The following is a 13,977-nucleotide window of genomic DNA, read 5'->3' as shown; positions in this document are numbered from 1 at the left end:
CTTGGGTGAATTAGTAAAAGCGACAAGGGTTTTGATCGGTTTCACGAATTCAAGTATTAAATGGAAGACTATAAACTACTGAATATCAGGATGTCCACCACCTAGAGGGGTTACGGTTCCTCCTTTCACTGTGATGATTCCACCACCTTTCCCTAGTGGTTGTACATCACCTCTTACTTCGATAATGCTTTTACCACCTTTTAAAGGCTCAACGTCACTAGCAAATGCAGGTGAGGCTACGACAGAAAAAGTTAGTGCAACAAATGCAATTAAAGCCAAACTCACTTTTTTCATTTTTTTCACCTCCTTTCAAGTAATTAAGTTAAGATTGTTTTTATTAATAAATCGTTTACACCTTGTTTTCTTAACTCATTCAATGGAAGACGTATATAAAACAAATTACCAACTTTTTTAAACTGGAGAATAGATTTGTACATATAATCTAAATTTCGATCGACTAAACCTTTACTAAAAAAGTGGAAGGCGAGATCTCGTTCTGAAAGTCTTGTTTCATCAATGCTCTCGATAAGTTGTTTAGCTTCATTAATTTTATTGTTTTTTACAAAGTAGTAAATAATATCGTGTTTGTCGAAAGGTTCCTCACTTTCCCACTTTAAATCATCTGGTTCTTCCCCCCAATGAATTTGATGTAAGTTTATTGAACTGTGAATTACACCGTTATTTCCATCGGCAATTTCATCGTAGAGTTCCTTTGCTTTATATAGATAAGAAATTCCATTTTTGTAATCTTCAAAAAGATAAGACATACCAATTGTTTGCAACATCGTGGCTTTGTGTTTTAAACTTTTTCTGACTTTGATATCAATTACTTGATTAGCCATTCTCCGACATTCAGTTACATTGTTTTGAAATAGCATAGTTAGGGAAAGGGCACTATAAAAACGAAGGAAATAGTATTTTTTTAAAAATTTATCATGAACATATTCATTAATAGTAAACTCAACGTATTCTTTCATACTTAATAACATTTCAATTTTATGTTCATGATAGTGCTGGTACATTTCACTGATACATTTAAAAGCATATAGTGTTTGTGAATTAAAATGTAAGTCATTTAAATGAATATATTTTAAGAGTGAATTTTTATTTTCATAATGTAATTCATAAATTTTCGCAAACTCTCTATTTTCTTCGTCTGAAGAAGTTTTTAGTTTATTGAGATAATCAAATCGGGAAGGTAACATATTAATAAATAAATACTCAAGTGCCTGGCGAGCGTCGTATTTATTAACATCAATCCTTTTGCTATACTCTTCAAGAATTTCAATATCTTTTTCGGGGAAAAGGTATTCTATTATATTTGCGATTTCACCGAAAAGTAAGGAAGAGTTATTTTTGTTTATATAAGCGTCTAATTCATTGCTAGAAACCTCTGCTACATTTACAAGTTCTGTAAATAAAGAAGGGTCTTTATTTATTTCTTGTTTAATCATTGTCTTTAGGTCTAGCATTCAATTGTCAACTCCTTTTACAGTAAAGTAGAAAACGACAATCTTCCAATGAAAAAGACAACTTTTTTATAAAACCCGTTATGTTTATTATAACGAAAGATTTGTCTTACGTGAAAGATTATTTTTCGATTTTTTTCTGCATTTTTATACAAAATTCTACAAAGATATTTACATGAAATTTGTCGCGATAGCTCATATAAACGCAATTGGTAAGCGATGAATTTAGCGTATTAAAATAGTTTCGATTAATAGAGGATTAAACCCTTTTTTTTCGAGAACTTTTATAGGTAATTGGACATAAAATTTATCTCCTATTTGTTTAAATTGCATAATTGACTTATAGAGGTAATTCATATCATCTTCTAACATTCCTTTTACATAGAAATAAAATGCAGAATCCCTTTGAGAAAGTGTATTTTCATTCACCTGTTTCATAGTTTTTTTCGCTTCGTTAACATCATTTATCAACATATGATAATAAATAACATCAAGAATATCTGAGTTTTTTTGACTATGAAATTTTAAGTCTTCTGGCTCTTTTCCCCAATAAATTTGATGAAGATTAATGGAACTATGAATATCACCATCTGAGCTAATGGATGAACTTGTATATAGTTTTTTAGCCTTATATAAATAGTCTAGTCCTAGTTCATAGTTTTCATATAAATAAGACATTCCTATCGCATGTATAGCTTGAATTTTAAAAGCTGGACTAAGTGTTAATGATAAATTTAAAATCTCGTTGGCCATTCTACGACATTCTTGCACTTCGTTTTGGTCGAGCATAATAATCATAAGAATGCGATAAAAGCGCACTAAATAATAATCTCGTATAAAGGGATCCGATACAAACTCATTAATTGTATATTCTAAAAAGTCTTTTTTCGTAATCAGTGTTGGGATCATGTCCATGCTATACTGTGCATAGGCCTCCATTAGTATTTTAAAGGCATGGAGGGTAGGTGTATTATAATTGCCATCCGTTATATTAAAGGGATCAATTTTTTTGTTAGGGTTATCATAATGATTTCGATAGATTTGAGCAAATTCTTTATTATCGATGTTCGTAGCCTCACACATTTTAAATAAAAAGTCGTAGCGATAAGGTGTGAAATTCATAAAACAAAACTCTACTATTTGCTGGGCAGTTTGGTGATTTACGTCTAAATTCATAATATAGTCTTCAAGTAACGACTCAGAATTTTCCTCAAATAGGTCATCAATGATTAGTAAAACCTTTCCAAAATCTAAAAAAACGGAATGGTCTACTATAAAGCTGTTAATGTTACTTTTAGGGAGTTTTGTGGTATTTATAATTCTTTCAGAAATGGATTCATTGTCTTGGACAAGGTGGTACAATAGCATTCGCAGTTTTGACATTAAAATCCCTCCAAATAATGGTGTACATAGTAAAATGAGCAGTTGTTTTTAATTAACTAAAAGCGTATCAAGTAGTAGTGAGTTTAATCCTTTTTTCTTAAGTTCATTTATTGGTAATTGGCAGTGGAGTTTGTCACCAATTTGTTTAAAAAGCATGATAGATTTATAAAAATGGTCTGTACTATCTTCAAGAATTCCTTTGTATAAAAAATGAAAAGCATTATCTCTTGGACTAATTTCAGCTTCATTAACTTGTAACAATGTTTGTCGGGCTTTTTCAAAATCATTTTTCATAATATAGTAATGAACGATATCATGGACATCTGCATGCTTCTTACTAGAAAACCTCAGATCTTCAGGCTCTTTTCCCCATAAAATTTGATGAAGGTTAATTGAGCTGTGAATATCTCCATCACGACCTGTTGCTGGTCGATTTATATACATCTCTCTAGTTTTATACAAATAGTAAAGACCTTGATCATAGTCCTCGTATAAGTAGGACATACCTAAAACATGATAAGCATTGATTAAAAAGTTTTGTCCAATCCGGTCTTTTAAATGCAATATTTCATTTGCCATCCTTCGAGACTCACTAATTTCATAACGCTGTAAAGAAATAACCATAAGTACTCGATAATAGTGTAATAAGTAGTAGTTTCGAATAAAATCATCTCGCACAAAGTTCTTAATTGTATATTCGACATACTCTTTTTTTCTAACTATTGTTGGTATTTCATCATTTCTATACAAGGCATATAATTCCATAATCGTTTTAAAAGCGTGAAGTGTAGGAGAACAAGCAATCTCCTGTAAATCGTATTGAAACAATTGCCCTAAATCTTTATAATGCTGCTTGTAAACAGTCGCAAAATACCTATTCTCTTCATTCGTAGCTTCAAGCATACGTTCTAAAAATGAATAACAATAATCGAATCGATTAATAAACACATATTCCAGGACTTGTTGAGCAGTGGGATGGTTAACATCTAATGTTTCGATATATTGTTTGATGCTCTCAGCCGAATTTTCAGGGCAAACACCGTTCATAATGTTTAGTAATTCCCCAAAATCTAAAAATATCGTTTTATCAAAAAGAAATTCGTCTAGTTCTTCTTTCGTGAGACCAGATATTTCCGAAATTTTTATATATAAAGAAGGGTTTGCTTGAAGCTCTTTAGACAACAGGTAACGTACGTTTGGCACACTGCTCAACTCCCTATAGTTAATAATGAGAAACTTTCAATTAATTAAAAGTGTATCTAACAATAGAGGGTTAAACCCCCTTTTTTTCAGTTCGTTTAATGGCAATTGAAGGTGGAGTTTGTCACCAATTTGTTTAAAAAGCATGATAGATTTATAGAAATGGTCTGTGTTATCTTCAAGAATTCCTTTGTATAAAAAGTGAAAAGCATTATCCCGTTCCTTAATCTCATCTTCATTAACCTTTAAAAGTGTTTGACGGGCTTTTTTATTATCCTTTTTCATAATATAGTAGTGAACTATATCGTGGATATCTAAATTCTTTTCACTATTAAACCTTAAATCTTCAGGTTCTTTTCCCCATAAAATCTGATGGAGGTTAATCGAGCTATGGAGGTCTCCATCATAAGAAAAAGGATGAATCTTATACAACTCTCTGGTTTGATACAAATAGTGGAGTCCTTTATCATAATCCTCAAATAAGTAGGACATGCCTAATACATGATATGTGTTTTTTAAGAAATTGTAGCCAATTCGGTCCTTTAAACGCAATATTTCGTTAGCCATTCTCCTACATTCACTAATCTCATTTTGATTTAACAAAATAATCATGAGTACTCGATAATAATGAACTAAATAGTACTTTCGAATAAATTCATCTTGAACAAAATTATTAATCGTATATTCAACATAATCTTTTTTTCTAAGGGCTGTTGGGATTTGGTCATGTGCATACAATGAATATAACTCCATAATCGTTTTAAAGGCATGAAGTATTGGTGAACTAGCGATTTCGTTTAAATCATATTGAAACCATTGACTTAGATTTGGATAGTGCTGCTTGTAAACAGTTGCAAAATACCTATTCTCTTCATTCGTAGCTTCAAGCATACGTTCTAAAAATGAATAACAGTAATCAAACCGATTAATACACACATACTCAAGTACTTGTTGAGCAGTAGGGTGATTCACATCTAATGTTTCGATATATTGCTTGATAATCTCATCTGAATTATCAGGGGAAATAACATTAATAATGTCTAGTAGTTTTCCGAAATCCAAAAATATCGTTTTATCAAAAAGAAATTCGTCTAGTTCTTCTTTCGTGAGACCAGATATTTCCGAAATTTTTATATATAAAGAAGGGTTTGCTTGAAGTTCTTTAGACAACAGGTAGCGTAAGTTTGGCACACTGCTCAACTCCTTATAGTTAATAATGAAGTACTATTAATTAATCAAAAGCGTATCAAGTAATAGTGGATTCAATCCCCTTTTTTTGAGTTCATTTAATGGTAATTGAAGGTGAAGCTTGTTGCCAACTTGTTTGAAAAGCATGATTGATTTGTAGAAATGATCGGTGTTATCTTCAAGAATTCCTTTATAAAAAAACTGGAAAGCATTATCTCTTGGACTGATCTCTGCTTCATTTACGGTTAAAAATACTTGACGAGCTTTTTCAAAATCATCTTTCATAATATAGTAGTGAACAATATCATGGATATCCGCATTTATCTTACTGTTAAACCGCAAATCTTCTGGTTCTTTTCCCCATATAATTTGGTGAAGATTAATGGAGCTATGAATATCTCCATCACCACCTGTTGCTGGTCGATTTCTGTACATTTCCCTTGTTTTATATAAGTATAGGAGACCTTTATCATAGTCTTCAAACAAGTAAGACATCCCTAAAGTATGATAAGCGCTTGTTAATAATAGTCCGTGTACTCGATTTTGTAACTGTAATATTTCTTTTATCATTCTGCGACATTCACTTATTTCATATTTGAATAAAGATATAACCATAAATAATCGGTTAAAATGCAGTAAATAGTACCCTCGAATAAATTCATCTTCTACAAAGTTATTTATCGTATATTCCACATAATCTTTTTTTCGAATGATCGTTGCAAATTCATCATTTTTATATAAAGCATATAATTCCATAATCGATTTAAAAGCGTGAAGTGTAGGAGATTTAGCGATATCCTGTAAATCATATTGAAACATCTGCCCTGGATTTTTATAGTGCTGCTTGTACACAGTCGCAAAATAACTATTTTCTGCATTCGTGGCTTCTATCATGCGATTTAAAAATGAATAACAATAATCAACTCGATTTATGAACACATATTCTAATACTTGTTGGGCAGTAGGATGATTCACATCTAATGTATTTATATATTGTTTAATGATTTCAGCCGAATTTTCAGGACAAACATAGTAAACAATGTCTAGTATCTTGCCAAAGTCTAAAAATATAGTTTTATCGAAAAGAAAGGCGTCCAGTTCTTCTTTGGTGAGACCGGATATTTCCGATATTTTTAAATACAAAGAAGGATTTGCTTGAAGCTGTTTGGACAACAGTTTGCGAATATTTGACACACTACTCAACTCCTTATTAAGTGAAATAAGACATTACTAATTAATTAAAAGAGTATCTAGTAAAATCGGGTTCATTCCTTTTTTCTTTAATTCATTAATGGGTAATTGAATATAAAACTTATTTCCGATTTGCTTAAATAGCATAATTGATTTGTAGAGATGGTCGGAATTGTCTTCTAGTATACCTTTGTAATAAAAGTGAAACGCGCTATCACGTTGCGATAATTCCGATTCTTCTATATTAGATAGGATCCCATTAGCTGCAACAAATTCATTTTTAGATATATAGTAATGAACGATATCGTGCATATCTGACGCTTTTTTACTAGTTGGTCGCAAGTCTTCTGGTTCACGATTCCATAAAATTTGATGAAGATTAATCGAACTGTGGATATCCCCATCGTGACCCTTTTTTGGTCGATTTCTATATAATTCTCTTGTTTTATATAAGTAATCTAGTCCTTTATCATAGTCCTCAAATAAGAAGGAAATGCCTAATACATGATTTGCATTTATTGAAAAGTTTGGGCCGACTCGACTTTTTAAATGTAATATTTCATTTGCCATTCTTCTACACTCATTTATTACATTTTGATCTAGTAGAATGGCCATTAGAATTCGATAGTGATGTAATAAATAATAGTTTCGAATGAATTCATCTTGGACAAAATGATTAATCGTATATTCTACATAATCTTTTTTTCTAATAATTGTTGGGATTTGGTCATGTCGAAACAAAGAATATAATTCCATAATCGTTTTAAAGGCGTGAAGTGTAGGAGAACTAGCAATCTCGTGTAAATCATATTGAAATAATTGTCCTAAATCTTGATAATGCTGCTTATATACAGTCGCAAAATACTTATTCTCTTGATTGTTAGCTTTAAGCATACGCTCTAAAAATGAATTACAATAATCGAATCGATTAATAAACAAATATTCCAGTACTTGTTGAGCTGTGGGGTGGTTTACATCTAACGCTTCGATATATTGTTTAATGATTTCAGCCGAATTATCATGGCAAACATAGTCCACAATATCTAGTACTTTCCCGAAGTCTAAAAATATCGTTTTATCGAAAAGAAAGGCGTCAAGCTCTTCTTTCGTGAGACCGGATATTTCCGATATTTTTAAATACAAAGAAGGATTTGCTTGAAGCTGTTTGGACAACAGGTTCTGTAAATTTGACACACTGCACAACTCCTTATATTGAGAGATCGGACATTATTAATTGATTAAAAGAGTGTCTAGTAAAATCGGGTTCATTCCTTTTTTCTTTAATTCATTAATAGGTAATTGAATATAAAACTTATTTCCGATTTGTTTAAATAGCATAATTGATTTGTAAAGATGGTCGGAGTTATCTTCTAGGATACCTTTATAATAAAAGTGAAAGGCGCTATCACGTTGGGATAATGTCGATTCTTCTATATTACACATAATCTCTTCTGCAGCAATAAATTCGTTTTTGGATATATAGTATAGGACGATATCGTGCTTGTCTTCTGTCTTTTTACTAGTCGGACGTAATTCTTCTGGTTCACGCCTCCATAAAATTTGGTGAAGGTTAATGGAGCTATGAATATCACTATCAGGAAAATGGGGCATCTTTCGGTATAAGTCTTGTGTTTTCTTTAAATAATAAATGCCTTTGTCATAATCCTCGAATAAATACGAAATACCTAGACAATGATAAGCGTTATTTGCAAAATTCAAACTTACTCTTTTCTGAAAATGGAGGATTTCATTGGCCATTCTTCGGCATTCTTGAATTTCGTTTTGGTCAAGCATAATCCCCATTAACACGCGGTAATGGTGGAGGAGGTAATAGTTCCGAATAAATTCATCTTCCACGAAACTGTTAATTGTATATTCTACATATTCTTTTTTTCGAATGAGTGTAGGGACTTCATCTTGTTTGTATAACGAATAGGTCTCCATAATCGTTTTAAACGCGTGTAACGTAGGGGAACTTTTTGTTTCATGAAAGTCATATTTGAATGGTTTTGCGTAATTTTCATAATGGAATTTGTAAATAGAGGCAAAGTTTTGATTTTCCTCATTACTAGCCCCCATCATTCGATAGAGAAAAGGGAAACTATAATCCAATCGATTAATAAACACATATTCGAGTACTTGTTGAGCTGTGGGATGGTTTACATTTAATGCTCTTATGTATTGGTTAATGAGATCGTCAGCCTGTTCTGGGAAAAAAGTATCTATAACGTCTATTAACTTTCCAAAGTCTAAAAAGACAGTTTCATTTGTTAGGAAGGAATTGATTTTTTCTTGTGTAAATCCTGAAATTTCCGAAATCTTTACATACAATGATGGATTGGTGTGAAGCTCTTGTGATAATAAACTCCGTATATTTGACACAAAGCTCAACTCCTTTTGTAGGATAATGATTGAATTGGCTTTATTTTATCATAAACTATCGAAAAAAGGAGAATATATTCTCCTAAAAAATGCCTGAATTGTGAGAAATCTTGTTGGATTTTCGATTATTATGGACTATGAATTCCGCTTCTTGTAACAGAGCGCTCAAACTGTTAAAATTAGGGGTAAAGTTTCTGACGGGAACTATGGTGCGTTCAATGTAAACCGATTGAAAGGTTAAGCTAAGTTTTCGATGAATGTAAAAATAGAGAGGACGAGGGCTGCATGATTGGATTATTAAAAAAAGTAATTGGGGATCCGAGTCAAAAGCAATTAAAGAAATATCAAAAAACAGTTGAACAAGTTGAGTCATACGCTGATGACATGAAGAAACTTTCGGATGATGGACTTCGTCAAAAGACAGCGGAATTTAAAGAGCGTATCGCCAATGGTGAAAAACTCGATAAACTATTACCAGAAGCATTTGCGGTTGTTCGTGAAGGCTCTACTCGTGTGTTGAAAATGACCCCATACCCTGTGCAAATTCTTGGAGCGATTGTTTTGCATCATGGAAATATCGCCGAGATGAAAACAGGGGAAGGGAAAACACTCGTTGCGACAATGCCTGTGTATTTAAACGCATTAACAGGAAAAGGAGTTCACGTTGTAACAGTCAATGAATATCTTGCTCGTCGTGACTGTGAAATTATGGGTGAACTCTATAAGTTTCTTGGGTTAACGGTTGGCTTGAACTTAAATGAGCTATCAAAAGAAGAAAAGAAAGAAGCATATAGTGCGGATATTACGTACGGAACAAATAATGAGTTCGGATTTGACTATTTGCGTGACAACATGGTGTTGTACAAGCATCAAATGGTTCAACGTTCATTGCATTTTGCTGTTATTGATGAGGTGGACTCGATTTTAATTGATGAAGCGAGAACGCCATTAATCATCTCGGGTTCTGTTGAGCGTTCGACACAATTATATCAACAGGCAAATGCGTTTGTTCGTATGTTGAAAAAAGAAGAAGATTACACGTACGATGAGAAAACAAAGAACGTGCAATTAACCGAAGAAGGTGTTAATAAAGCAGAACGTGGCTTTAATATTGATAATTTATATGACCAAAAATATGTGTCGTTAAACCATCATATTACGCAAGCATTAAAAGCCCATGTGGCGATGCATCGCGATGCTGACTATGTTGTGGAAGACGGGGAAATTGTTATTGTCGACCAATTTACAGGTCGTTTAATGAAAGGTCGTCGCTATAGTGATGGGCTCCACCAAGCAATTGAAGCGAAGGAAGGAATGCAAATTCAACGTGAAAGCATGACACTTGCTTCGATTACATTCCAAAACTATTTCCGTATGTACCATAAAATCGCGGGGATGACAGGGACAGCAAAAACAGAGGAAGAAGAATTCCGCAACATTTATGGAATGGATGTTATGTCGGTTCCGACAAATAAACCGATTGCTCGTGATGACCGTCCGGATTTAATTTTCAAAACGATGAAGGCGAAGTTTAATGCGGTTGTGAATGAAATTGAAGAGTTGAATAAAAAAGGACAACCGGTTTTAGTTGGTACAGTGAGTGTAGAAACGTCTGAACTTGTTTCTGAGTTGTTGAAGAAGCGCAAAGTGCCTCATCATGTTTTAAATGCGAAAAACCATGAGCGTGAAGCAGAAATTATTGAAAAAGCCGGTCATCGTGGTTCCGTAACGATTGCAACAAATATGGCTGGTCGTGGTACAGATATTAAACTAGGTGAAGGTGTGATTGAACTTGGTGGGTTACATGTCCTAGGCACAGAGCGTCATGAAAGTCGTCGTATTGATAATCAGTTGCGTGGTCGTTCTGGTCGTCAAGGGGACCCAGGTTCATCGCAATTTTATTTATCGATGGAAGATGAATTAATGCGCCGTTTCGGTTCGGATAATATGAGAGCGATGATGGAACGACTTGGTATGGAAGAAGACCAACCGATTGAAAGTAAGCTAGTGTCGCGTGCAGTTGAAACTGCGCAAAAACGTGTGGAAGGAAACAACTTTGATGCACGTAAGCAAATCCTTCAATATGATGATGTTATGAGAGAGCAACGTGAAATCATTTATAAACAACGTGAGGAAGTGCTAGCATCTGAAAACTTACGCACGATTGTAGAAGCGATGATTAAATCGTCCATCACTCGTCACGTCAACTTGCATACACCACAAGCAGAAGTGCCTGAGGATTGGGATATCGCGGGATTAGTGACTCATTTAAAATCAACATTACTAAATGAAGATGAGTTAACGGAGAAAGAATTAAAAGGTCTTGACCCAGAAGAAATGATTGACGTTATTTTTGAAAAAGTGCAAGAGCACTATAATAAAAAAGAAGAGCAATTTACGCCTGAACATATGCGTGAGTTTGAAAAAGTTATTATGCTTCGTACCGTTGACCGTAAGTGGATGAATCATATTGACCAGATGGATCAATTGCGCCAAGGAATTCATTTACGTGCGTATGGACAAAATGACCCATTACGTGAATATAAGTTTGAAGGCTTTGAAATGTTTGAATCGATGATTGAATCCATTGAAGATGAAGTGTCGATGTACATTATGAAAGCTCAAGTCGAGCAAAACTTAGAACGTAAAGAGGTAGCAGAAGGCAAAGCTGTTCATCAAAGTCCATCTGCAGGTCAACCGAAAAAGAAACGTCAACCAATTCGCGTTCAAGCAACAGCGGGACGTAATGACCCTTGTCCGTGTGGAAGCGGGAAGAAATATAAGCAATGTTGTGGGCAATAACAGTAAATGAAGAAAGGCAGATGGAGATTCCGTCTGCCTGTTTATCCGCTAAATACTGTGTGGAAATAAACGTCGAGGTGACAATATGGATTTAGTAGTAATCAAGCAAGAGTTAACAATGATGGCTAAGCGATTAGCGGACTTTAGGGGGTCTCTTTGACTTAGAAAACAAAGAGGAACGGATTGCCGAGCTCGAAGAAAAAATGAGCGACCCTGACTTTTGGAATGACCAAGATGAAGCGCAAAAAGTCATCAATGAAACAAATGGACTAAAAGAAATGGTCAATACGTATAAAGAGATGCAAGAAACATATGACGATATTGAAGTGACATATGAACTCGTTAAAGAAGAAGATGATGAAAGTTTATTCACTGAACTTGAAGCAGGTGTGAAACAGCTTGGAAAAGAGTTAAACGAATATGAATTACAAATGCTGTTAAGTGAACCTTATGATAAAAATAATGCGATATTAGAATTACACCCAGGTGCAGGTGGAACAGAGTCACAAGATTGGGCATCAATGCTGCTGCGCATGTATACAAGATGGGCAGAGCAAAAAGGGTATAAAGTTGAAACGCTTGATTATTTACCTGGTGATGAAGCAGGTGTCAAAAGTGTGACATTGCTCATTAAAGGGCATAATGCCTATGGTTATTTAAAAGCGGAAAAAGGCGTCCATCGGTTAGTGCGAATTTCTCCGTTCGACTCTTCAGGTCGGCGACATACATCGTTTGTCTCTTGTGAAGTAATGCCGGAGCTCGACGATGATGTGGAAATCGATGTTACACCAGATGAATTAAAAATTGATACGTACCGTGCAAGTGGAGCGGGCGGTCAGCATATTAATACGACCGATTCTGCGGTGCGTATTACCCATGTTCCTACAAATACCGTTGTTACATGTCAAAGTGAACGTTCCCAAATTAAAAACCGCGAACAAGCAATGAAAATGTTAATGGCGAAATTGTATCAGCAACGAATTGAAGCGCAACAAGCTGAATTAGCTGAAATTCGTGGCGAACAAAAAGAAATTGGCTGGGGAAGTCAAATTCGATCTTATGTGTTCCATCCGTATAGTATGGTGAAGGACCACCGAACTAACTATGAAATTGGAAACACAAACGGCGTCATGGATGGTGATTTAGACCCGTTCATTGATGCGTATCTTCGTTCGATGATGAAATAAAAAGAAGCGACATTCTTTAGTAGAGGATGTCGCTTCTTTTTTTGTGCTGTATGGTGTGTTTTGTTGGCGTTCTATTTATCGGACATGTGTTCCGTTAATGTGCTGTTTTATCGAGTATTTGGATTTGTTGCGGACATCTGTTCCGCTATTCTTGTAAAATAAGGAGTAAACATCTAAAATATCGTCACATAGCGGAACGTATGTCCGAAAGATTTTTTATTAAAAATCTTGCAACCGTTCTTTGGTGAGCGAGGTCTCTTATATAGGGCACAAAACGGGAGTGTGAAAATGGAGGAATTGGTCGAGCGCTTAAAACAAAAAGAAGAAGCGGCATTGCGAGAATTGATGGCCATCTATAGCAATGAATGTTATCGACTTGCATATTTGCTTTTAAAAGATCGATATGAAGCAGATGATGTTATTCAAGATTTATTTATTACCGCGTATACAAAAATACATAGTTTACAAGATGCCCAAAAGCTAAAAAGCTGGTTAATATCAATTACGATGAATTTATGTCGCAAGCGCCAAAACCGTTGGAGTTTCCGCCATATCTTTTTGAAATCAAAAGCTGAGGATGAAGTGCAATGGGCTGCGAGTGAGGATGTCGAAACGGTTGTATTATCGGTAGAAGCAAATGAAGAGTTAGCAAGCCATATTTTAGCGTTAGATTATCGGTATCGTGAAGTGATTAGTTTGTATTATTTTGCTGAGTATAGTATTAAAGAAATTAGTTCTTTATTACAAGCAAACGAAAATACGGTAAAGAGTCATTTAGCCCGTGGAAGAAAGCTTCTAAAAGAAAGATTGGAGGGGATGCGAGATGAACAATGAGCAAAAAGACGTAAAAAAAAGATTAGACGATGAATTAAAACGATTTGAGTTTTCAAAACCCGAACAAGTCATTCAGTCGACCCACCCAAAAACAAAATTTGAGAAATACAAGAATTGGCTAGAAAAAGAAATCACGATTCCCCTTGTCCCATTTACAGTTGCTGTATCTATGGCATGTGTATTACTCGTGTTTCCACTTGCTAATCTATTCACATATGAGGAAAAAGGCCAGTTAGTCGAACAGTATGAAAGTACATACTGGAGTGAAATGTTAAAGGAAAAACAAAAGAAATCAAATAATTCTGAATAAATATTTCCTGGGACAAAAGTACATGAATGTA

General features: G+C 34.3%; 12 protein-coding genes. 4 read left to right on the top strand and 8 right to left on the bottom strand.

All coding sequences use genetic code 11. From position 1 onward, the window contains the following. Positions 1–75: 75 nt before the first annotated feature. The 8 genes from T323_RS0105375 to T323_RS0105340 form a co-directional block, all read right to left on the bottom strand. Entirely contained in the window at positions 76–294 is a 219-nt protein-coding gene (locus T323_RS0105375) for a DUF4179 domain-containing protein (RefSeq protein ID WP_026672353.1), read from the bottom strand. A gap of 23 nt (positions 295–317) precedes the next feature. Then, entirely contained in the window at positions 318–1,472 is a 1,155-nt protein-coding gene (locus T323_RS0105370) for an AimR family lysis-lysogeny pheromone receptor (protein ID WP_026672352.1), read from the bottom strand. A 222-nt stretch (positions 1,473–1,694) separates the two neighbouring features. Further along, on the bottom strand, positions 1,695–2,852 hold the full coding sequence (locus T323_RS0105365) for an AimR family lysis-lysogeny pheromone receptor (protein ID WP_026672351.1): 1,158 nt from the start codon (positions 2,850–2,852) through the stop codon (positions 1,695–1,697). A 48-nt stretch (positions 2,853–2,900) separates the two neighbouring features. Continuing rightward, entirely contained in the window at positions 2,901–4,055 is a 1,155-nt protein-coding gene (locus tag T323_RS0105360; protein WP_026672350.1) for an AimR family lysis-lysogeny pheromone receptor, read from the bottom strand. Positions 4,056–4,091: 36 nt separating this feature from the next. Beyond that, complete coding sequence (locus tag T323_RS0105355; protein ID WP_026672349.1) at positions 4,092–5,243, bottom strand: AimR family lysis-lysogeny pheromone receptor; 1,152 nt, start codon at positions 5,241–5,243, stop codon at positions 4,092–4,094. A 36-nt stretch (positions 5,244–5,279) separates the two neighbouring features. Then, complete coding sequence (locus T323_RS0105350) at positions 5,280–6,434, bottom strand: AimR family lysis-lysogeny pheromone receptor (RefSeq protein ID WP_026672348.1); 1,155 nt, start codon at positions 6,432–6,434, stop codon at positions 5,280–5,282. 36 nt (positions 6,435–6,470) lie between these two features. Beyond that, on the bottom strand, positions 6,471–7,625 hold the full coding sequence (locus T323_RS0105345) for an AimR family lysis-lysogeny pheromone receptor (protein ID WP_026672347.1): 1,155 nt from the start codon (positions 7,623–7,625) through the stop codon (positions 6,471–6,473). 36 nt (positions 7,626–7,661) lie between these two features. Beyond that, on the bottom strand, positions 7,662–8,813 hold the full coding sequence (locus T323_RS0105340; RefSeq protein WP_026672346.1) for an AimR family lysis-lysogeny pheromone receptor: 1,152 nt from the start codon (positions 8,811–8,813) through the stop codon (positions 7,662–7,664). A gap of 285 nt (positions 8,814–9,098) precedes the next feature. Here T323_RS0105340 and secA point away from each other — a divergent pair, with 285 nt between their 5' ends. From secA to T323_RS0105320, 4 genes are all read left to right on the top strand, one after another. Continuing rightward, positions 9,099–11,615, top strand: coding sequence for a preprotein translocase subunit SecA (gene secA / locus T323_RS0105335; protein ID WP_026672345.1), 2,517 nt, complete (start codon positions 9,099–9,101; stop codon positions 11,613–11,615). Positions 11,616–11,700: 85 nt separating this feature from the next. After that, positions 11,701–12,802 (top strand): peptide chain release factor 2 gene (gene prfB / locus T323_RS0105330; RefSeq protein ID WP_156942398.1). Its coding sequence is split into 2 segments (ribosomal slippage): positions 11,701–11,772 and positions 11,774–12,802, totalling 1,101 coding nucleotides; the frame shifts between segments, so codons are not numbered across the junction. Between the two features lie 288 nt (positions 12,803–13,090). Then, on the top strand, positions 13,091–13,636 hold the full coding sequence (locus T323_RS0105325; RefSeq protein WP_035177819.1) for an RNA polymerase sigma factor: 546 nt from the start codon (positions 13,091–13,093) through the stop codon (positions 13,634–13,636). After that, positions 13,626–13,946 carry a hypothetical protein gene (locus tag T323_RS0105320; protein ID WP_026672342.1) on the top strand — a complete coding sequence of 107 codons (321 nt, stop codon included), beginning with the start codon at positions 13,626–13,628 and terminating at the stop codon, positions 13,944–13,946. Before T323_RS0105325 ends, T323_RS0105320 begins: the two co-directional genes overlap by 11 nt. Positions 13,947–13,977 lie beyond the last annotated feature (31 nt).

The organism is Alkalihalobacillus bogoriensis ATCC BAA-922, from assembly GCF_000621445.1.
Lineage (GTDB): Bacteria > Bacillota > Bacilli > Bacillales > Bacillaceae_F > Bacillus_AO > Bacillus_AO bogoriense.
The sequence above is the reverse complement of the archived record's forward strand: the minus strand, read 5'-3'. Positions and strand labels throughout refer to the sequence as shown.

Coding starts and splice junctions, on each gene's coding strand:
- T323_RS0105375 (WP_026672353.1), bottom strand. CDS start 294: ATGAAAAAAGTGAGTTTGGCTTTAATTGCATTTGTTGCACTAACTTTT.
- T323_RS0105370 (WP_026672352.1), bottom strand. CDS start 1,472: ATGCTAGACCTAAAGACAATGATTAAACAAGAAATAAATAAAGACCCT.
- T323_RS0105365 (WP_026672351.1), bottom strand. CDS start 2,852: ATGTCAAAACTGCGAATGCTATTGTACCACCTTGTCCAAGACAATGAA.
- secA (WP_026672345.1), top strand. CDS start 9,099: ATGATTGGATTATTAAAAAAAGTAATTGGGGATCCGAGTCAAAAGCAA.
- T323_RS0105325 (WP_035177819.1), top strand. CDS start 13,091: ATGGAGGAATTGGTCGAGCGCTTAAAACAAAAAGAAGAAGCGGCATTG.
- T323_RS0105320 (WP_026672342.1), top strand. CDS start 13,626: ATGAACAATGAGCAAAAAGACGTAAAAAAAAGATTAGACGATGAATTA.